Origin of the sequence: Prevotella sp. P6B1 (genome assembly GCF_000702825.1) — a bacterium.
Classification (GTDB): domain Bacteria; phylum Bacteroidota; class Bacteroidia; order Bacteroidales; family Bacteroidaceae; genus Prevotella.
In genome coordinates, this window is record NZ_JNKF01000001.1 from 56839 (window position 1) to 76898 (window position 20060).

Below are 20060 nucleotides of genomic sequence, written 5' to 3' on the forward strand. Positions count from 1 at the left end.
TCAGTTAGTTACTTTTGCTAATGCCACCAACTACGTCGCTGTTTTCGATGGAATGCTCGGTCTTCTTAACACTTGATTTGAGCGAACCGAAACGCCAAGAGGCTGAGATAGAGAACGAACGATTTCGATTCCACGAACGTTCGATGCCTGTGAAGTCGCCATTTACAGTTTCGGCCTCCATATACCAATACTTATTGAATGGTGCATTAGCAGTGAAGCGAACGGTAAGGCGATCGCCCTTGAGGAATGAGCGCTGTAGCGAGGCATAATAGTCGAAATAGCTGTGCTCTACGCTATAGACACTGGATGGGCTATGCCCTAATTTGCCATAGGCGCTTAAACTGAGGCGCAGTTTGAGGGGGAGGCGCTGCTGCAAACTGAGGCTATAGTTATCGCTCCAACCGTGATTGCGATAGCCTGGATTCGGATTCTCGTAATGTTCGTAGCGCGCGTTATTGTTGAATACAAATGTGGTGGCATCAAAGGGTTTCCACTGCACATATTGTTCAACCGAAAAACGTCGATAAGTCAGGATATTGTTGTAAGTAGAATAGCGAATATCATCCTTAACCGTAACTATCTGGCTGATGCCGCTGCTATAGGCGTTATAACCGGGAGCCAACTGCAACGTTAGGTTAGGCATGATATAAGTATAGATAAAACTGATGCGCTGCGTGTGCGAGCTGGAGAGTTGTGGATTGCCCTGACTGATGAATGCAGGTGACACATTTACAGCTGGATTCAGATAAGAGATGCCAGGACGATTGATACTGGTGGTATAATTGAGTTTTATCGACTGTGCATCAGTGAGTTGGTATTTAAGTGTGGCCTGTGGAACCCAGTCGCCCAGATGTTTATCGAACGTTGTGCCTTTACCGTCAGGATAGCTGCCGCGCAAGTAGCTGTACTCATAGCGCAAGCCTGCACGGGCTGAGAATTTGGCGGTGCGGAAGATATAGTCGGCATAGCCCGCAAGCACGCGCGTGGTGTGCTGAAAATCATCAGAGGTGTCGGCATCAATACCATAAAGGTTTTGTGCGCTATAGCTATTGTTATGGCGATCGATATACTTTGCGCCAACCTCAAGCTGATGGCCACAACCCAATGGGCGCAACCAGTCAATCTGAAAAGTGTGCTCAGTGAAACGTTCGTGCATGTTAGAGAGACTGCCTGTATAGGGGAACGATACATTGTTGAGCTCGGTATAGCTGTTCTCCTGATCGGTATGCTGCCGGGTAAGGGCGAGCATATACGACAGCGTCAGTCGCTCGCCATCCAGGTGAGTCTTGTGCTGATAGTCGAATCGGCCGTTCCACGAGTGGTGGTTGTAGCCTGGCATCCAGTAGCTGGTGCGGTAGCTATAGAGTGACTGCCCAGCAGGATTGAGCAGTTTGTTGTAGCCACCGCCCTGAACATTGAGCGTATAGAAGTAGCCGCCAAACGAGGCTGAGAGCAGATTGAGCGAATCGATATCGTAGCTGGCATCAATATCTGCAAAGTGGATATGGCCAGGATTAGAACCCTCACCGCCAGAAAGCAAGGTGTTGCCTGTATCGAGATAGGTGCGAGAAATCTCTACACGATTGTAGCTGTTGCGTTTGGTCTGGCTGTTATAGCCATAGTTGCCAGAGAGCATCAGTTTGCCAAGCTGACCTGTGAGCGATGAATAGAAACTGGTATGACCAAGTGTGTTAAGCGAGCTTGACACTACACCCGTTACGCCCTGCATCTTGGTATTTGTAAGTGTTACGATATTCAAAACCGCATCTACACCCTCGGCATCTTCGCGAGCACCGGGATCGGTAATCACCTCAATACGTTTAACCATCGAGGCGGGCATCGACTTAAACACCTCTTTGGCATTCTTGGTAAGACTGGGATCCAGATGCCCGTTCTTATACACCTTGAAATTGCTATTACCCTTAACCTGGATATTATCCTGACCATCTACGGTTACCATGGGCACCTTTCGCAGCATGTCCATCACGGTTTGCGTTTTGGCTTCCTCGTCGTGCTGCACGTCGTAGGCCACGCGGTCGATATCCTGTTTAATCAATTGGCGCTGGGCTTTTACTACTACGCCATCCAACTCCTTATTCCAGGTAATGGAATCGTTATTATTCACTGCTGTGGTGTCGGATTCCTGCTGGGCCATCATGGCCAAAGGGCACACCAACAGCAGGAATGTAATCAGTAAGTTTACATTCTTCATTTTGGTTCTGTAAAATTTGGTCCTTAAAAATCTCTTCATACCTACATGCTTTTGTTATGCAGCTGCAAAGGTATGAAGAGTATATAAAGAGAGAGAATTATTTGGCTGACATTTGTCTGACAATTCGCTGACAACGATCTAACTGTCTAATTTTTAGCGGGTTATTTGCCAAGTCGCTCGATGCACATATCGAACAGATTCTGGATAAATTCATCCTGTGTGGCCTTCTTAAGCTTCGCTATTTCCTTGGCAGCCAACTTCTTTTCGTCAGGCTCAAGTCCATTTGCGTTCTTGCAGAGATTGTAGATCGAGGTGGCGTGATGGGTAGCAGTATTGCCATTGGGATTCTTCAGGAAGAACTTCTTATAAGAGTTGAACTCGCTGAGCCAGATGTGAGATGCTTTGACACCAGCCGGCATGATAGAATCGTAATTCAAACTGGCATCGAAGTTATAACCTATGTTATCCTTAATCATTTCGGCCAGATTACCCGCATTGCTAAAAATCGAATCCAGACTGTTCAGATCAAAGTCCTTACTGTTTATCGAGATATGCTTGATTTTAGACTTGCGTTGCTCGTTCTTTGTACCATAGGTAATAGCCAGACGGAACTCGGTCTTGCCGTCGTTCTCGGCCCATTCCATCGCATAGGCATAACGATACTCCTTGTCGGTACGCTCCTTATCAAGGAAGCAGGCATAGATATACTTTGAGTTAGGCATGTTTCCGATAGCTACCGACTGCGATATGCCGTCGCCCACTCTAAGCGCCACATGGCTCAACCCCATCTTGGTTGACATCTGATCGAAAAAGCCGCGATGCGATTCGTTGTTAGTACGATTCACTGTGCGCAGAGAATAAGCAGCACTCTTATCTTGCTCGAAAGCTTGCTGAATAGTCTTGATATGCTTAAGTGCAGAGGCGTTAGTGATCACAAAATCATAGACATCGGCCTGAGCGCTCTTCAGTCCCGTTTCGGGATCGTTCTCCAAGATATGCTCGGTCTTGGTTTCTACAATCTTATCCTTCAACAGGGCATCAAATGCTTTCTGAATGTTCTGCTGTGCCATCAAAGTTGCGGGCAGTGCCATCAGTATGGCTGACAGCATTAAGTTTTTACTCTTCATATGCAATAAAATTTGTTTGTTCGTTAATATATGTAATGGTACCATCTTCTTGCATCACGGGAATGTAGCCGTAAGCGGCCATCTTAGCCTCGATCATCTCGTCTTCGGCCTGTGCCAGGGCTTCAACCTGCGCCAGCAGGGCGTATGCCTTATCAATATCGTGGATAGTGGGTTCTATCTTGCGCTTGCTGCGCTTCTTGGCAGGGGTAGGCTGGGTAGCCGCTTTGGGTGCCAACAGCGTATCGGTATGAACCGTTTCGGTCTGAGGTTGCACCATCTCCGACTGTACCGTTATGGTATCAGCTTGAGTGGTGAGCGGTGCTGCGGTCACAAATGCCGATTGATGAGTGGGAACGGCCAGATAAACCACACCGGCAATAACGGCTGCAGCAGCCAGGCTCCAAACTATCCAACGGCGACGGCTTATGGGCTTATGCTCTGCGCCAGGCTGATTGATAGCAGGCTGCTCATTGGAGGGCTGCATGGCCTCGATCTCCAGGAACAGCTGCTGGTAGCAGGTCCACTCCTCGGGGATGTTATCGCCCTTGAAGTAGCTGCTCAGGATATCCTCCTCGTCGAGCGTAGAAGTGCCGTCCATATATCTGGTAAGCAACTCCTGAATGTATTCCTTGGTGTACTGTGTCATAACTCGTTTCGCTGTTTGATTTCTTGTAATAATGTTCGTCGGGCTCTGGCCAGCAGGGTACTTATCGATGTGGGCTCGATGCCTAACAGTTGGGCTATCTCTTCGTGACTGCGCCGCTCTACTTGTCGCATGTAAAGTAAGGTGCGCTGCGTGGTGGGCAGCTGGGCCAGTCGGGATTGCAGCCATTGTTCGTTCTCCTTGCTCTCCAACTCTTCGTGTGGACTGGATGTTAGCTCCACCACGGTGGCTTCGTTGAGCGTTTCGGTAGGTTTTCTCCTTTGGTGGTTTCGCAGCAGATGTTTCGACATCAGCGACACAATGGCCTCTACCGATTGGTATTGCTCCAGTTCATGGTGCATCTGCCACAGACGAAGCATCACATCCTGTGCAATGTCCTCGGCCTCTTCCTTTCCCGCACCATAGTGGAGACTCACGCTGATGGCTTTTTCGCGCCACGTGCGGGCTATCTGTTCGAATGCGCTTTTTTCCATTTACTTTTGCTTTACATTTATCAGACACATAAACGGCCCGAAACCAAACAAGCATTAACTGTAATTAACAAAAAAATATCTCCCCATACATGGTATGAAGAGATAAGGTCTTTGTGTGCTAACTATTTTATTTTCAGTTCGTAAGCTTTACCGCGGTCGGCCTCAATCTTTAAGTCGGAATGGGCCTCGATGATGGGCTTTAGTCGACGGATTAGCGTATAAAGCGTTTCGCTGGCATCATCTTTCTTAGGCCAGAGGGTGTTGCAGATTTCGGTTTTCGACAGAGTGTGATTGGGTGAACGGAAAAACATCTCCATCAGCTGGTGCTGCATAGGCGTGAGTTTTATCGCGCAGCCTTTGGCATCGATGATATTGCCATCCTGCAAAGCCAGTCCGCCATATAGTCCGGCGATAGCGGGCCGACGATGATACAGACAGAACATACCCCACAGTAGCACTGCAGTCCAAAGTACCATTGCCGGGCGCTGATCAGACAATCCGAGAATGGTAGCGCAGGAAACCTGTGGATGCAGCGCGAATCCTTGATGGGTGTCGATGGCAAGCATAGCCTGCCCACGTAGCGCCTCCATCTGCAGATGACTATTGAATACGGTGATGGTATCGCTGTTGATAACGTCGCTCTTCTGTTCGGCCATAGTCTTGGCCAGAGCTTGGTTCATATCCTGGGTTACAAGCCACTCAGTGGCCCTATAGCTGGAGAAACTAACGGCGCTCGAAGCCGCAATCAGTGCAAACAGCACCAGTACCATATATTTCTGTTTCATACTCTATACCTTTACCGTTTCACTTTTATCTGTTCTACTTTGTAGCCCTCGTTGCGCAGTAGTTGGAGCACGCCTGATGGACCAACCAGTGTGTGTACTGACCCCAGGATGTATGAGGGGGCCTTGATTTTCTTGCCGCTGATACGGAACAGGAACTGGGCATTGGCACTAACGGCTACCAACGCAATGGTAAGAGAGAGGATGAATCTTTTCGTCATTGTAGTAATGCTATTATTCAGTATTTTAAGTTTGACAATGCAAATGTAGGATAAATAATTCAATCATGCAAGAAAAAAGCCTATCTTAACCTAATTATAACATTTGCAATAGGAGTAGGTATTATCTACAGTATTGACAAAAATGAATCATGGACCGCATCACTGCGATCCATGACTGCTCCCGGGAAATTATGTATCAAAATTAATCATAAATGATTCTAATTATCGATTATATCTTAATGAGTTGATTCTATTGGAGTATGTTTTGTTTGATAATCCTGATTTTTTCTGCGAATATACGAAATAATACTATAGGTTGCAAGTTTTATGTGTATTTTTTAAGTTTTTTAAACGCTTTACAAGCTGCAAGAGGGTGGAGTAATATGGTGTAAAATATAAAAAAATAAGACCGCAGAACTCTCGTTCTACGGCCTTTTCTCTCAATCGTTCGTAATTGAATTACTGAGCAACTGAATCAGTAGCTACAGTGTCAACAGCCAGGCTGTCGGCTACGCTATCAGCAACCTCTGCGATAGAGTCAGTGTCCTGTACAGGAGCCTGAGCCTTGTTACCACATGATGCGAAAGAGATAGCAACTACTGCTACGAACATGAATACTAATTTTTTCATTTTTTCTAAGCTTTTTAAATCTGTAAAACAATCATTTGTTTATTAAAACGCTGCAAAGTTAAGCATAATTTTAATACGACGTATCATTTTTTTCGTTTTTTTTTAGGGTGTTTTTGTAACTTTTTTGCAAATACCTGATAATCAGCAACTTGTGAAATGTTAAATTTGGTGTATTTTTGGCATGTATCTTAAAAAAGGCTCAAAATGCATGTTTTTTGCAAAAAATGTCGTATCTTTGTGCCCGCAAACAATACACCTATTTTATATATGATAGATACCTCCGCTTTTCAGGGCAAAAAGGCTGCCTATTTTACACTTGGATGTAAGTTGAACTTCTCTGAAACATCAACCTTTGGTAAGATGCTTCAGGACTTAGGCGTAACTACTGCTCAAAAGGGTGAACATGCAGATATTTGCCTGATTAACACTTGTTCGGTGACCGAAGTGGCTGATAAGAAATGCCGCCAGGCCATTCATCGCTTGGTGCGCGAGAATCCCGGAGCTTTTGTTGTGGTCACTGGTTGTTATGCACAGTTGGAGGCCGACGAGGTGGCCAGGATTGAAGGTGTAAGTCTGGTATTGGGCTCGAACGAAAAGGCTAATCTGATACAATTCCTGTCGGATGCATGGACCTCTGGAGAGGTTAAGTATTTCCGTCAGAAGACCAAGGATATTACCAGTTTTGCACCAAGTTGCTCAAGGGGTAATCGCACACGCTACTTCCTGAAGGTACAGGATGGCTGTGATTATTTCTGCACTTACTGCACGATTCCATACGCTCGTGGCTTTTCGCGTAATCCCACGATTGCTTCGTTGGTAGCTCAGGCTGAAGAGGCGGCTGCCGAGGGCGGAAAGGAGATTGTGTTGACGGGTGTGAACATTGGCGACTTTGGTAAGACCACTGGTGAGAAGTTTATCGACCTGGTTAAGGCGCTCGATGGGGTTGAGGGTATTCAGCGTTACCGCATCAGCTCGCTCGAACCCGATTTGATTTCGGATGAGCTCATCGAGTACTGCGCCCAGAGCCGTGCCTTTATGCCGCATTTCCATATTCCCTTGCAGAGTGGTAGCAACACGGTGCTCAAGCTCATGCACCGTCATTATGACCGTGAGCTCTTTGCCGAAAAGATTCATCGTATCAAGGAACTGATGCCCGATGCCTTTATTGGTGTCGACGTGATGGTAGGTTGTCGTGGTGAGACGTCGGAGTGTTTCGAGGAGACTTACGAGTTCCTGGATAGTCTTGACGTAACCCAGTTGCATGTGTTTCCGTATTCTGAGCGTCCTGGCACATCGGCCTTGAGTATTCCATACGTGGTGAGCGAGAAAGATAAAAAGTTGCGTGTGAAGCGTCTGCTGGAGTTGAGCGATCAGAAAACCATTGGTTTCTATGAGCGTTATATCGGTCAGGAGGCCGAAGTGCTGTTCGAGAAGGCTACACGCGGTAGGGCTATGCATGGTTTTACAAAGAACTATATCCGTGTGGAGCTATCGGCTAAGGATGCCAATCCAGATTTCGATAACCAGTTGATAAAGGTAAGGCTTGGTGAGCTTACTCACGACAAGGAGTCGTTGAAATGCATTCTTTTATAATATAATGTACGCGCGCGAAGGATGGACAAGGTTGCAATCGTCATACTGAACTGGAACGGACGCAGGATGCTGGAGCAGTATCTGCCCTCAGTTCTTCAATACTCTAAGGAAGAGGCAACAATCTATGTGGCAGATAATGCTTCGACTGATGATTCTCTGGCTTTTTTACGTGCCAGTTATCCGGAAGTCAGGCTGATTGTGCTTGATCAGAACTGGGGATTTGCAGAGGGGTATAATAAGGCGCTCAGGCAGATTGAAGCCGAATACTATCTGCTGCTGAATTCTGATATCGAAGTGACGCATCACTGGCTTACGCCGCTGATAGAGTATCTCGACGCCCATCCCGACACAGCTGCTTGTCAGCCTAAGTTGTTGTCCATTTTCGACAAAGACCGTTTTGAGTATGCAGGAGCGAGTGGGGGATATCTGGACCGATTCGGCTATCCTTTCTGTCGTGGACGTATTTTTGAAACAGTAGAACTAGATAATGGCCAGTACGACAATGTTGCCGATATCCTGTGGGCCACAGGAGCGGCATTGATGATACGCGCCAAGGATTATTGGGCGGTGAACGGGCTGGATGGCCGTTTCTTTGCGCACAATGAGGAGATCGACTTGTGTTGGCGACTGCGAATAGGTGGGCGCCGTATTGTTTGCATCCCCGATAGTTATGTTTATCATGTGGGAGGCGGCACGCTGCCGAAGAGTAACCCCATGAAGACTTATCTGAATTTCCGCAATAATCTGACGATGCTCTATAAGTGTTTGCCGGATAGCGAACTGGCCACCGTGATGCGTTGGCGCTGGTTCCTGGATTATCTGGCTGCTTGGGAGACATTGATCCTCAATCGTAACTGGGGCGACTTCAAGGCCATCTATCGCGCACGCAGGGCGTTTAAGAAATGGAAGAAGGATTTCGAAGCCGATCGCCAGCAGATACAGTCGCAGCGTCAGGTTGAAAAAATACCAGAGCAGAAGGATTTCTCTTTGCTCTGGCAGTATTATGCTAAAGGTCGCAAGCTGTTCAGTGCTTTGCCCCTTTAGTTATGGCTTGGTAATCACCACCTTTACAGGCTGCTCCACCTCCTTGCGCCATAGCTTCAGGAAGCTGAACCAATCCTTGCTGTTATGATAGCCAAATACCTCGTTATCAGAGGTATATGCTATCTTGTACTTCAGTGTGTTCTGGTTGGCTTTTACCACAAATGCATAGTTGTCCTTATTGGCTTTCTCCTCGCTGACTATATGCTGCTTGGGGATGAGAATGCCTAATCCCACCGTCTCACGTTTGGTGTTGATGGTGTCGCCTGTGGGGAAGTCGCTGCCCCAGCAACCACGCAGTCCCTTATGATCCGAGAACTCTTCCGAGCCTTTCACATTGATGATGCCTGTCGAGAACAGATAGTTGCGCATATCAATGTTTTTCTTGGTGAAATACACCTCTACATCCGTGTCACGATGACCAGCATACTGGATATAACGGATGGTCATATTGATGGGCGCCTTTCCGGCTGCCGCTTGCCAGCCTTTGTCCACAAGCTCTACGATGGTGCGCAGCGGACCATACGAGATGATACGTTGCGTGCGACTGCTCACAGGATCAATCATCGTGGGGTGCTGGCCATCCCAACCACGAAAGGCACCAAGTCCGAAAGTGTTGCCTACCCATAGCACATCGTCGCCATAGCCTTCGGCTTTCTGTTCAGGTGAGGTGTAGAACTGGGTGGCCTCTAGTTCGAGTCGCTTGTTGAACTTGCCATACAGATCGAGTGTCTGGCGCTTGTCAAAGTAGATACGGATACCATTCAGCTCGCTCTCGAAATCCACGCCGTGGTGGTGCTGTATGTTATAGGAATTAGCACAGTCGCCACGGGCTGTAATGGCTTCGATGTAGTTGTTATGCTTGTTCTTCTGCTTCACCTTGTCATTGCGGATCAGCATCTCGGCAAACACACGGGCAGGATACTGTTTGGGCGCTTCCTGCACGTCGGTGTAGAGCCTTACTTCATAATTCTTCTTCTCTTTGCCTTTCAGATCGGCTAAGAAACAGAGCTCGTCGAATACGTCGTCCTGATCGAGATCGTCGAGCTGACAGGGTATTTCCTGGCCTTCATGGGTAACGATGGCTTTTCGTATTTCACCATAATCGCTGAGCGCTATGACCACGGGTTGGTCTGTGCGATCAGTCGCTGATGGATTGGCTACACTGACGGAAATTCGCTGTTGAGCCCATGTGGCGGATACAGGTATGGCAACAAATGCCAATAGGAATAGTTTTTTAATCATGTTTTTATTTGTCTTAGCAGACAACAAAAGTACTTAAAAACATTCAAATAACTCACAATTTTTACACAAATAAACAGAAATGTGCATGTTTTTATACTTTTATTTAATATTTTTAGGTTAAAATTTGGTTTTTAAAATATTTTTTAGTATATTTGCATCGATTTTTTTAACAAAGATATAGCATTTTCGTTCCAGCCCGTGCATAAGATATATTATTTTTTGTTAGTGGTGATGTTTGGATGCATCAGTTGTGAATGGCAATTCCTGTCGGAAGAAGACAGGGAAGTGGCCGTTGACCGCTATGATCGTATCCAGAGTCTCTACCTTACCACGGGCGATTTCTCGGCACTCCAGCAGATGAATACGGTTTATCCGATGCAGACCCGCACGCTGATAGAGGATGTGCTGCACATCGGAAAGGTTGACGATCAGCAGATCAACACCAAATTCCTGCGTTTTTTCCAGGATTCCACCTTGCAGGCGCTGATAACCGAGGCCGAACAGCAGTATGCTAATATGGATGATATCAACAGGGATCTGACGAAATCCTTCAAATATCTGCGCGAGAGTATTCCCGGCATCGAGATTCCTGAGGTGTATGCTCAGATAGGCTCGCTGGATCAGAGCGTGATTGTGGGCAACAATTCGATAGGCATCTGTCTGGATAAGTACCTGGGGAGCGACTGTCCGCTTTATCAGAATCCTCTGTATGGCTATTCCAAGGGCCAGCTGCAGGTGATGAATCGCCATAATATCGTGCCTGATTGTGTGGGGTTCTATCTGTTGAGTCTGTATCCTATGCCGCAGGATAGGGCGCTTAGTCAGCAGGAGCGCGACACGCATATCGGCAAAATCCTCTGGGTGGTGAACCAGGCGCTTGGCAAGCAACTGTATAATAGCATCTATACCCGAATGGTGGAGCGCTATATGAAGCGTCACAAGAATCTGACCATTGATCAGATGCTACGCAATAATAACTATACTGATTTCAGAAAGAACTGACCCTGATGGATGTCGTGGTCGCGTAGGTAGTTTGCCAAAAGATTGGTAAACTCATAGTTCTTGAGCCCCCAGTGCGGCGCTATCAGCAGGTCCTTGGGCGATTGCGACACGAATCGCTCTAGGATGAGGGTAGGGCGGAGCCTCTGGATATATGCCGCTATTAATCGGATATACTCATCTACACTATAGATATGGAATGGATGGGCTTCGTATGCCGTAGCCAGTCGGGTGTTACGGATAATCTGCATCTGATGAATCTTCAGGATGTCAATCGGCAACTCAGAGATGATGGGCGCTTGTCGCATGCTCTCTTGGGCATCCTCGCCAGGCAGTCCTAAGATGATATGTGCGCCAGTGAGCAGTCCTCGCTGATGGGTGCGCTCAATGGCTTGCTGCGATTGCTCGAAGGTGTGCCCGCGATTTATGCGTAGCAGGGTGTCGTTGTTGGCGCTCTCCACGCCGTATTCCACTAATACAAACGTGCGCTTGTTCAGCTCAGCCAGATAATCGAGCAGCTCGTCGGATACACAGTCGGGGCGTGTGCCGATGACAATGCCCACGATATCCTCTACCTGTAGTGCCTCTTCGTAGAGGGCTTTCAGGTGCGCGAGTGGGGCATAGGTATTCGTGAAAGCCTGGAAGTAGGCCAGATATTTCATTTCCGGATACTTATGGGCAAAGAAGCGCTTGCCCTCTTCCAGCTGTTCTCTCACCGGGAGCCGGCGCTGACAGTACGATGGGTTGAAGGTACGGTTATCGCAGTAGATGCAGCCACCGGTAGATAGCCTGCCATCTCGGTTAGGACAGGTGAAGCCGGCATCGATCGAAATCTTCTGCACACGGTAGGGGAACTGGCGCCGTATCCACGTGCCATAGTCGTTATAATAGGGTGTATTCACTTTATTTAAATCCATCAGTGTGCAAAGTTAACGAAAAAAACGCTATCTTTGCAAACTGAAACAGTAAAACTTAGTAAAAGATGAAGAAATTAAGATTATTCTCGCTTGGCATATCGCTGGCGCTGGCTGTGAGCGCTTCGGCAGGCAAGCAGATTGCCCTCACCGACATTACCAAAGGCGAGTTCCGCAGTAAGTCCATCAGCGCCGTTTACCCCTTGGCTGATGGCGAGACTTACGCGCAGATTAGCAGCGATGGTAAGCAGATTGTTACTTACTCGTTTAAAACCGGCAAGCAGGTAGGCGTGCTGTTCGATGCCGCCACAGCCCGTGGCGCTAAGATCGACGATGTGGATGGCTACATCATGAGTCCCGATGGCACCCGTCTGCTCATCCAGACCAAGACCAAGTACATCTATCGTCGTTCGTTCACCGCCACCTATTATATCTATAGCATCCGCAACAATAAGCTGGAGCTCCTGTCGGATGGTGGTCCTCAGCAAACGCCTGTGTTCTCGCCCGATGGCAACCAGATTGCCTTCGTTCGCGAAAACAATATCTACCTGGTGAAGCTACTCTACGACAATGCCGAGAGTCAGGTCACCAAGGACGGCAAGCGCAACGAGGTGATCAATGGTATCCCCGACTGGGTCTATGAGGAGGAGTTCTCTACCAACTCGTCGATGGTTTTCTCGGCCGATTCTAAGCAGATTCTGTGGATACGCTACGATGAGAGCGCTGTGAAGCAGTACTCCATGCAGCTCTTCAAGGGCCTGCGCCCTGAGCGCAAGGAGTTTGCCGAGTATCCTGGCGACTATACCTATAAGTACCCCGTTCCTGGCCAGGTCAACTCGAAGGTCAGCGTGTGGAGCTACGATATCAAGAGTCATCAGACCCGTAAAATCAATCTCCCTCTCGATGCCGAGGATTATATCCCCCGCATCAAAGCTACCAGCGATCCTACCAAGGTGGCCATCATGACCATGAATCGCCACCAGGACGTGCTGCGTATCTATATGGCCAATCCGCTCTCTACGGTTTGCAAGCTGGCCATCGAGGATAAGGTGCAGAAGTACATCAAGGAAGAGGTGCTCGACGATATCCAGCTCACCGATAAGCACATTCTGCTGCCCAGCGAGCGCGATGGCTACAACCACCTGTATCTCTACAATCTGAATGGCCAGTTGCTGCGCCAGATTGTGCACGAGAAGTTTGTGGTAAAGGCTGTTTACGGCTTCGACGAGAAGACCGGCGACACCTATTTCGCTGCCAACCCCAAGGGGGCTACCGAGCAGCAGGTGATGGTGGCTCACCAGAACGGCAAGATTGAGACACTCACCCCGAAGGATGGTATCAACAACGCCATCTTCAGCAAGAACTACAAGTACTTCATCAATATCTGGAGCGACATCAACACCCCCGCCCAGTACACCATCTGTCAGAACAACGGCAAGCGGCTTGCTACCCTCATCGACAACAACGAGCTCAAGACGAAGCTCGCCGATTACGAGCTGGGCGCTAAGCAGATGTTCACCTTCACCACCTCCGAGGGCGTACAGCTGAATGGCTGGATGGTGAAGCCCGCCAACTTCGATGCCAACAAGAAGTACCCCGTCATCATGTATCAGTACGGAGGTCCTGGCTCGCAGCAGGTGCTCAATCAGTGGGGCATCGGCATGGCTGGCAATGGTGCCATCCTCGAGCAGTATCTCTGTCAGCAGGGCTATATCTGCGTGTGTGTCGACAACCGTGGTACAGGTGGTCGTGGTGCCGACTTCGAGAAGTGCACCTATCTGCGCCTGGGCGAACTCGAGGCTCGCGACCAGGTTGAGACAGCCCTTTGGCTGGGTCAGCAGAGCTATGTCGATAAGGAGCGTATCGGCATCTGGGGCTGGAGTTATGGTGGTTGGAACACCCTCATGTCGATGTCGGAGGGTCGCCCAGTGTTCCGTGCCGGTGTGGCCATTGCGCCTCCCACCTGTTGGCGCTATTACGACTCTATCTACACCGAGCGCTATATGCGCACACCTAAGGAGAACGCCAGCGGATACGACGAAGTGAATCCTATTGCCCGTGCCAAGAATCTGCATGGCGCGCTGCTCATCTGTCACGGTTTGGCCGATGATAATGTACACTATCAGAACTCAGCCGAATATGTAGAGGCGCTGGTTCAGGCCGATAAGGATTTCCGTCAGTTGGTATATACCAATCGTAACCACGGCATCTCGGGTGGTAACACGCGTAACCACCTCTATCGCCAGGCCATCAATCATTTCAATGATAATCTGAAGTAAAATCAGGAATAGCAAACAGAAAACCCCAGCCGGTTTGGCTGGGGCTTTTTTATGTTTATTAATGTGCAAGCAGATTAATAAGCGAACAAAGGATAATCCTTCATCTTCTCGTTCACGCGGGCACGAACGCTGGCGATAACCTCTGGGTTCTCGGGATCGTTCAGTACCTCCTCAATCCAGGCAGCAATCTGTACCATCAGATCCTCCTTGGCACCACGGGTGGTGATAGCAGGAGTTCCGAGACGGATACCTGATGTCTGGAAGGCGCTACGGCTGTCGAATGGTACCATGTTCTTGTTCACGGTGATGTCGGCAGCAACCAGAGCGTTCTCAGCCACCTTACCAGTCAGGTCGGGATACTTAGAGCGCAGGTCAACCAGCATAGAGTGGTTGTCGGTACCACCGCTTACGATGCCGAATCCACGCTTAACCAGCTCTTCGGCCAGCACCTTGGCGTTCTTCTGTACCTGCTTAGCCCACTCCTTGAACTCAGGCTGCAGAGCCTCGCCGAAAGCCACAGCCTTGGCAGCAATCACGTGCTCCAGAGGACCACCCTGCTGTCCAGGGAATACGGCCGAGTTCAGCAGCTGACTCATCATCTTCACAACACCCTTTGGTGTCTTCAGGCCCCAAGGATTCTCGAAGTCCTTACCCATCAGGATGATACCGCCACGAGGACCACGCAGGGTCTTGTGGGTAGTCGAAGTAACGATGTGAGCGTACTTAACAGGGTTGTCCAGCAATCCGGCAGCAATCAGACCAGCGGGGTGAGCCATATCGATCATCAGCAGAGCGCCAACCTTGTCGGCAATCTCACGCATGCGCTTGTAGTCCCACTCGCGGCTGTAAGCACTACCCCCACCGATAATCAGCTTGGGCTTGTGCTCCAGGGCCAGCTGCTCCATCTCGTCATAGTCCACACGACCGGTCTCCTTGTTCAGGTTGTAACCGATGGGGTTGTAGATGATACCCGATGTGTTCACGTGCGAACCGTGTGACAGGTGACCACCGTGGTCCAGGTTCAGACCCATGAAGGTGTCGCCTGGCTTCAGCACAGCCAGCAGCACGGCAGCATTAGCCTGAGCACCAGAGTGTGGCTGTACGTTGGCATACTCGGCACCGAACAGCTTGCATACGCGGTCGATAGCCAGCTGCTCAACCTCGTCAACAACCTGGCATCCGCCATAGTAACGGTGGCCAGGATAGCCCTCGGCATACTTGTTGGTAAGGTAAGAGCCCATGGCTTCCATCACCTGGTCGCTTACGAAGTTCTCACTTGCAATCAGCTCAATGCCTTTCAGCTGGCGCTGATGCTCTTTCTCAATCAACTCAAAGATTGTGTTGTCTCTGTTCATTGTTTTGTTTATTGGGTTTAAAAAATGTTCAAAGTTCAAAGCTCAAAGTTCAAATCTCAATGTTCAATGTTAACAAAGTTCTACTTTGTTAATGTCCTGCTCCTTCTCGCAGTAGTGGCAGGTCAGCACGCCGTCCTGCACGTGGAAGTGGGTGGCCATGGGCTCGTTGTTGGTGATGCACTTGGGGTTGTTACACTTCACGATACCTTTTATCTCGGCAGGTGTTACCACGCTTCTCTTCTCTACCACCTCGTAGTCGCGGATGATGCTCAGGATCACATTTGGCGCCACAACTGACAGACGCGAGATCTCTGCATCGGTGAAGAACTTGTCCGACACCTTGATGATGCCTTTCGAACCCACCTTCTTCGAGGGGTAGTTGAATCCGATGGTCACAGGGGTCTTCAGTGTGAAGAGTCCTAACAGGCTTGCCACCTGATAGGTCTTGTCGGTAGGAATATGATCAATCACAGTGCCGTTTTCGATGGCGGCAACTAAGCGCTCTTTCTTATTCATAAAGTTCAAAGTTCAATGTTCAAAGTTCAAAGAATAATCGTTTTGTCGTTTTTAACTTCGTCGAGACTGATGCCGAGCACATCGCAGAAGATGGCCTCACGTGCAAAGAGTCCGTTGCCGGCCTGCTGTATGTAGTAGGCGTGTGGGTTGTCGTCCACCTCGTAGGCAATCTCGTTCACGCGTGGCAGCGGATGCAGAATCTTCATGTTGGGCTTGGCGTTCTTCAGCAGGTCGTTGTTCAGCACGTACACGTTCTTTACGCGCTCATACTCCATCAGATCCGAGAAGCGCTCTTTCTGCACGCGTGTCATGTACAGGATATCAGCATCGGCTATCACTTTCTCGTTGAAAGCCGTGTGCTCCTGATATTTGATGCCGTGCTCGTCGCAATAGATCTTGTATTCCTTGGGCATGGCCAGTTCTTTAGGAGCTACGAAATGGAAGGTGGGGTTGAAGTGGCGCATCGCCATCAGCAGTGAATGAACGGTACGACCGTATTTCAAATCGCCTACCATATATATATTAAGGTTGTCGAGTGTACCCTGTGTCTTGTAGATAGAGTAGAGGTCGAGCATACACTGCGAGGGGTGCTGGTGTGCACCGTCGCCTGCATTCACGATGGGCACGGGGGCTACTTCCGATGCATAGACAGCGGCACCTTCTATATAGTGGCGCATCACAATCACGTCGGCATAGTTCGATACCATCAGGATGGTGTCCTTGAGGGTTTCGCCCTTTGTTCCGCTGGTGATTTTAGGGTCAGCAAAGCCGATGACCCTTGCTCCTAAACGGTTGGCTGCGGTTTCAAAACTTAGTCGTGTGCGAGTAGAAGGTTCGAAGAAAAGGGTCGCCACAACTTTACCCTTTAGCAACTCGCGGTTGGGGTGCTTTTCGAACTCTTGCGCCATCTCAATCATGTAGAGAATCTTCTCCCTGGTGAGGTCGGCGATAGTCACAAAATTATGCTTTTTCATCACTAATTTTATTTTGTTGGCGCAAAATTACACATTATTTCTGATTTCCATGCCGTATTTTGAAAGAAAATAGTAATTTTGCAGCAAAAAGTAACCAAAATTAGAATATGAGAAAGCTATTTGTCTATTTTTTATGGACATTGTTGACGTTGACCATCCTGGCTACAGCCGGCGCTTTTTATGCTATCGACAAGGGCTGGATAGGTTATATGCCTCCTATCGAAGATCTCCAGAACCCTATCAGTAGGTTTGCCACACAGATTTATTCTTCTGACGGAAAACTACTCGGAACATGGAATTATAATCGTGAGAACCGTGTCATGGTTGATTACAACAAGATTGCGCCATCGCTCATCAAGGCCCTGGTGGCTACCGAGGATGTGCGTTTCTACGAGCACTCTGGTATCGACTTTATCGCCTTGGGACGCGCCATCGTCAAGCGCGGTGTCTTAGGACAGAAGAGTGCTGGTGGTGGTTCTACCATCACCCAGCAGCTGGCCAAGCAGCTCTATTCAGAGCAGGCACACTCCACCATCGAGCGACTCCTTCAGAAACCCATCGAGTGGGTGATAGCCGTGAAACTGGAGCGCACCTATACCAAGGACGAGATCCTCACGATGTATTTGAACTATTTTGACTTTCTGCATAATGCGGTAGGCATCAAAACGGCTTCGAATACCTATTTCAGCAAGGAGCCTAAGGACCTGAGTGTCACCGAGTCGGCCGTGCTCGTGGGCTTGTGTAAGAACCCCTCTTACTTCAACCCCGTGCGCAATCCCGAGCGCAGCCAGGAGCGCCGCAATGTGGTACTCATGCAGATGGTGAAAGCCGGCTACCTTACCGAGGCCGAATACGATAAGTATAGCAAGGAGCCCCTCCAGCTCAAGTTCCATGTGGCCGATCATAAGGAGGGTTTGGCACAGTATTTCCGCGAGTATCTCCGCCAGTATATGACTGCCAAGAAACCTTACCGTTCCAACTATCCCTCGTGGAATATGGCGAAGTTTGTGACCGACTCAATCAATTGGGAATCAGACCCTTTGTATGGTTGGTGCAACAAGAACAAGAAGCGCGATGGCGACCATTATAACATCTATACCGATGGTCTGAAGATCTATACCACCATCGATTCGCGCATGCAGGAATATGCCGAGCAGGCCGCCTATCAGCATGTGGTAAAGTTCCTCCAGCCCGCTTTCGATAAGGAGATGGCCCACAAGACCAACGCCCCTTATTCGTCGAATCTCACCAAGGCCCAGGTCGATCAGATTCTGAACCGTTCTATCCGTCAGTGTGAGCGCTACCGCGTGCTGAAGGAGAGTGGGGCATCCGATGATGAGATCCACAAGTCGTTCCGTACCAAGACCAAGATGTCGGTCTTCACCTACCACGGCGAGGTGGATACCATTATGACACCGCTCGACTCGATAAAATATTACAAATCGTTCCTGCGTACGGGCTTTATCAGTATGTGTCCTCAGAATGGCTATGTCAAGGCCTACGTGGGCGGACTGAACTATGAGCACTTTGCTTACGATATGGTGATGGAGGGTCGCCGTCAGGTAGGTTCTACCATCAAACCCTATCTCTATTCGCTTGCCATGGAGAATGGATTCTCGCCCTGCGACGAGGCGCCTAATGTTCAGCAGACCTATGTGGTGGCTGGTCAGTCGTGGACCCCACGTAATGGCAGCAAGGCCCGTTATGGCGAGATGGTAACGCTGAAGTGGGGACTGCAGCAGTCAAACAACTGGATCTCTGCCTACCTCATGAGCAAGCTCAATCCTCAGGCCTTTGTCGATTTGCTGCACGAGTACGGCATCCGCAATCCTGATATTCACCCCTCGATGGCGCTTTGTCTGGGTCCATGCGATATCAGCGTGGGCGAGATGGCCAGTGCCTATACCGCTTTCGTTAACCACGGTATCCGTGCAGCCTGCATGTTCGTCACCCGTATCGAGGACAACGAGGGAAATGTCATTGCCCAGTTCCAGCCCCGCATGAACGAGGTGATCAGCGAGGAGAGTGCCCACAAGATGATCTACATGCTCCGCAATGTGGTCGATGGAGGTACAGCCAGTCGTCTGCGCTTCAGATATAACCTGAAGGGACAGTTGGCAGGTAAGACAGGTACTACTAATAATAATAGCGATGCCTGGTTCGTGGGTCTCACCCCGAATCTGGTGAATGCCTGCTGGGTTGGTGGCGACGATCGCGACATCCATTTCAATTCGATGGCCATGGGTCAGGGTGCATCAGGTGCGCTTCCCATCTTCGCTCTTTATATGCAACAGGTGTATAAGGATGCCCGACTCGGTTATAGCGAAGAGGCTGTTTTTGATATTCCGGCAGGTTTCAACCCCTGTCCTTTTGGAGGTGATACGTCCGACCAAGTTACAGGCGAAAATGATATCGAAGAGATATTCGAGTAATATATATATATAAGGTGTAAGCCTCATTTTGTAAAAATTCCCGAAAACTTTCATGTTTTTGGGAATTTTTTTTGGAAAATGTTTGGAGGTTTGGAAAAAATGCCGTACCTTTGCACCCGCTTTCGCTCAAAAACGATAGCACACTAAGAAAGAGTTCTTTGAAAGATTTACATAGACAGAAGTAGTACAAGAAGCGAGAGCAGAAATGCTCTTGGGTAACAAGAAACAAACCGTTTCAATTTCTTTTAATAGGAATGGAAATCTTGGATAGTCGTTCTGAAACAGATAATGATTAAATTTACAAGGCTTCTAGGAGCGAGAGAAATGAAAGCTTGCTTTCAATTTCCGAGCGACGACGAAGACTCGTAGAAAATATCGAAGATATTTTATACAATGAAGAGTTTGATCCTGGCTCAGGATGAACGCTAGCTACAGGCTTAACACATGCAAGTCGAGGGGCAGCATGATCGAAGCTTGCTTTGATTGATGGCGACCGGCGCACGGGTGAGTAACGCGTATCCAACCTTCCCTATAGTAGAGAATAGCCCGGTGAAAATCGGATTAATGCTCTATGTTATTCAATGCGGACATCTAAGTTGAATC

The 20060-nt window shown here is 48.8% G+C and carries 17 protein-coding genes and 1 rRNA gene; 6 read left to right on the forward strand and 12 right to left on the reverse strand.

Annotated elements, in window-relative coordinates; genetic code table 11:
* Positions 1-4: 4 nt before the first annotated feature.
* The 7 genes from T495_RS0100255 to T495_RS15985 form a co-directional block, all read right to left on the reverse strand.
* Positions 5-2212, reverse strand: coding sequence for a TonB-dependent receptor domain-containing protein (locus T495_RS0100255; RefSeq protein WP_033147205.1), 2208 nt, complete (start codon positions 2210-2212; stop codon positions 5-7).
* A gap of 161 nt (positions 2213-2373) precedes the next feature.
* A complete protein-coding gene (locus tag T495_RS0100260; RefSeq protein WP_033147206.1) occupies positions 2374-3339 on the reverse strand; it encodes a hypothetical protein in 966 nt (321 codons plus the stop codon).
* A complete protein-coding gene (locus T495_RS0100265) occupies positions 3329-3985 on the reverse strand; it encodes a hypothetical protein (RefSeq protein WP_033147207.1) in 657 nt (218 codons plus the stop codon). Before T495_RS0100265 ends, T495_RS0100260 begins: the two co-directional genes overlap by 11 nt.
* On the reverse strand, positions 3982-4476 hold the full coding sequence (locus T495_RS0100270) for an RNA polymerase sigma factor (RefSeq protein WP_028903922.1): 495 nt from the start codon (positions 4474-4476) through the stop codon (positions 3982-3984). The genes T495_RS0100265 and T495_RS0100270 overlap by 4 nt, the downstream gene beginning before the upstream one ends.
* 122 nt (positions 4477-4598) lie before the next feature.
* On the reverse strand, positions 4599-5261 hold the full coding sequence (locus tag T495_RS0100275) for a helix-turn-helix domain-containing protein (RefSeq protein ID WP_028903921.1): 663 nt from the start codon (positions 5259-5261) through the stop codon (positions 4599-4601).
* 11 nt (positions 5262-5272) lie between these two features.
* Positions 5273-5479 (reverse strand): hypothetical protein, encoded by a 207-nt coding sequence (locus T495_RS0100280; RefSeq protein ID WP_033147208.1) that lies wholly within the window; start codon positions 5477-5479, stop codon positions 5273-5275.
* A 459-nt stretch (positions 5480-5938) separates the two neighbouring features.
* Positions 5939-6109 carry a hypothetical protein gene (locus tag T495_RS15985; protein ID WP_197018857.1) on the reverse strand — a complete coding sequence of 57 codons (171 nt, stop codon included), beginning with the start codon at positions 6107-6109 and terminating at the stop codon, positions 5939-5941.
* Positions 6110-6376: 267 nt separating this feature from the next.
* On the opposite strand from T495_RS15985, the gene mtaB reads away from it, so the two are divergent.
* The gene (mtaB, locus tag T495_RS0100285) at positions 6377-7702 is read left to right on the forward strand and encodes a tRNA (N(6)-L-threonylcarbamoyladenosine(37)-C(2))-methylthiotransferase MtaB (protein ID WP_033147209.1); all 1326 of its coding nucleotides are present in this window, start codon (positions 6377-6379) and stop codon (positions 7700-7702) included.
* A gap of 21 nt (positions 7703-7723) precedes the next feature.
* The gene (locus tag T495_RS0100290; RefSeq protein WP_033147210.1) at positions 7724-8746 is read left to right on the forward strand and encodes a glycosyltransferase family 2 protein; all 1023 of its coding nucleotides are present in this window, start codon (positions 7724-7726) and stop codon (positions 8744-8746) included.
* Here T495_RS0100290 and T495_RS0100295 read toward each other — a convergent pair whose 3' ends face one another.
* The gene (locus T495_RS0100295; RefSeq protein ID WP_033147211.1) at positions 8747-9988 is read right to left on the reverse strand and encodes a DUF4861 domain-containing protein; all 1242 of its coding nucleotides are present in this window, start codon (positions 9986-9988) and stop codon (positions 8747-8749) included.
* A 198-nt stretch (positions 9989-10186) separates the two neighbouring features.
* Here T495_RS0100295 and T495_RS0100300 point away from each other — a divergent pair, with 198 nt between their 5' ends.
* On the forward strand, positions 10187-10990 hold the full coding sequence (locus tag T495_RS0100300) for a hypothetical protein (protein ID WP_028903916.1): 804 nt from the start codon (positions 10187-10189) through the stop codon (positions 10988-10990).
* Here T495_RS0100300 and T495_RS0100305 read toward each other — a convergent pair.
* Positions 10966-11904, reverse strand: coding sequence for a TIGR01212 family radical SAM protein (locus T495_RS0100305; RefSeq protein WP_033147213.1), 939 nt, complete (start codon positions 11902-11904; stop codon positions 10966-10968). The genes T495_RS0100300 and T495_RS0100305 overlap by 25 nt on opposite strands.
* Before the next feature lie 65 nt (positions 11905-11969).
* Between T495_RS0100305 and T495_RS0100310 the strand changes: the two genes are divergently transcribed.
* Positions 11970-14180: a S9 family peptidase gene (locus tag T495_RS0100310; protein ID WP_033147214.1), complete on the forward strand. Its 2211-nt coding sequence runs from the start codon at positions 11970-11972 to the stop codon at positions 14178-14180.
* A 74-nt stretch (positions 14181-14254) separates the two neighbouring features.
* Here the strand turns inward: T495_RS0100310 and glyA are convergent, their stop codons facing one another.
* The 3 genes from glyA to pyrB form a co-directional block, all read right to left on the reverse strand.
* Positions 14255-15535, reverse strand: coding sequence for a serine hydroxymethyltransferase (glyA, locus tag T495_RS0100315; RefSeq protein ID WP_028903913.1), 1281 nt, complete (start codon positions 15533-15535; stop codon positions 14255-14257).
* Positions 15536-15604: 69 nt separating this feature from the next.
* Positions 15605-16051 (reverse strand): aspartate carbamoyltransferase regulatory subunit, encoded by a 447-nt coding sequence (locus T495_RS0100320; RefSeq protein ID WP_033147215.1) that lies wholly within the window; start codon positions 16049-16051, stop codon positions 15605-15607.
* Positions 16052-16077: 26 nt separating this feature from the next.
* Positions 16078-17025, reverse strand: a complete 948-nt coding sequence (gene pyrB, locus T495_RS0100325; protein WP_028903911.1) for an aspartate carbamoyltransferase — start codon at positions 17023-17025, stop codon at positions 16078-16080.
* Between the two features lie 107 nt (positions 17026-17132).
* Here pyrB and T495_RS0100330 point away from each other — a divergent pair, with 107 nt between their 5' ends.
* Together T495_RS0100330 and T495_RS15990 are read left to right on the forward strand one after the other, a co-directional pair.
* Complete coding sequence (locus T495_RS0100330) at positions 17133-19457, forward strand: transglycosylase domain-containing protein (RefSeq protein ID WP_033147216.1); 2325 nt, start codon at positions 17133-17135, stop codon at positions 19455-19457.
* Between the two features lie 390 nt (positions 19458-19847).
* Positions 19848-20060: ribosomal RNA gene (locus tag T495_RS15990) — 16S ribosomal RNA — on the forward strand; the annotation flags it as partial.

Coding starts and splice junctions, on each gene's coding strand:
- T495_RS0100255 (WP_033147205.1), bottom strand. CDS start 2,212: ATGAAGAATGTAAACTTACTGATTACATTCCTGCTGTTGGTGTGCCCT.
- T495_RS0100260 (WP_033147206.1), bottom strand. CDS start 3,339: ATGAAGAGTAAAAACTTAATGCTGTCAGCCATACTGATGGCACTGCCC.
- T495_RS0100265 (WP_033147207.1), bottom strand. CDS start 3,985: ATGACACAGTACACCAAGGAATACATTCAGGAGTTGCTTACCAGATAT.
- T495_RS0100270 (WP_028903922.1), bottom strand. CDS start 4,476: ATGGAAAAAAGCGCATTCGAACAGATAGCCCGCACGTGGCGCGAAAAA.
- T495_RS0100275 (WP_028903921.1), bottom strand. CDS start 5,261: ATGAAACAGAAATATATGGTACTGGTGCTGTTTGCACTGATTGCGGCT.
- T495_RS0100280 (WP_033147208.1), bottom strand. CDS start 5,479: ATGACGAAAAGATTCATCCTCTCTCTTACCATTGCGTTGGTAGCCGTT.
- T495_RS15985 (WP_197018857.1), bottom strand. CDS start 6,109: ATGAAAAAATTAGTATTCATGTTCGTAGCAGTAGTTGCTATCTCTTTC.
- mtaB (WP_033147209.1), top strand. CDS start 6,377: ATGATAGATACCTCCGCTTTTCAGGGCAAAAAGGCTGCCTATTTTACA.
- T495_RS0100290 (WP_033147210.1), top strand. CDS start 7,724: ATGGACAAGGTTGCAATCGTCATACTGAACTGGAACGGACGCAGGATG.
- T495_RS0100295 (WP_033147211.1), bottom strand. CDS start 9,988: ATGATTAAAAAACTATTCCTATTGGCATTTGTTGCCATACCTGTATCC.
- T495_RS0100305 (WP_033147213.1), bottom strand. CDS start 11,904: ATGGATTTAAATAAAGTGAATACACCCTATTATAACGACTATGGCACG.
- T495_RS0100310 (WP_033147214.1), top strand. CDS start 11,970: ATGAAGAAATTAAGATTATTCTCGCTTGGCATATCGCTGGCGCTGGCT.
- glyA (WP_028903913.1), bottom strand. CDS start 15,535: ATGAACAGAGACAACACAATCTTTGAGTTGATTGAGAAAGAGCATCAG.
- T495_RS0100320 (WP_033147215.1), bottom strand. CDS start 16,051: ATGAATAAGAAAGAGCGCTTAGTTGCCGCCATCGAAAACGGCACTGTG.
- pyrB (WP_028903911.1), bottom strand. CDS start 17,025: ATGAAAAAGCATAATTTTGTGACTATCGCCGACCTCACCAGGGAGAAG.
- T495_RS0100330 (WP_033147216.1), top strand. CDS start 17,133: ATGAGAAAGCTATTTGTCTATTTTTTATGGACATTGTTGACGTTGACC.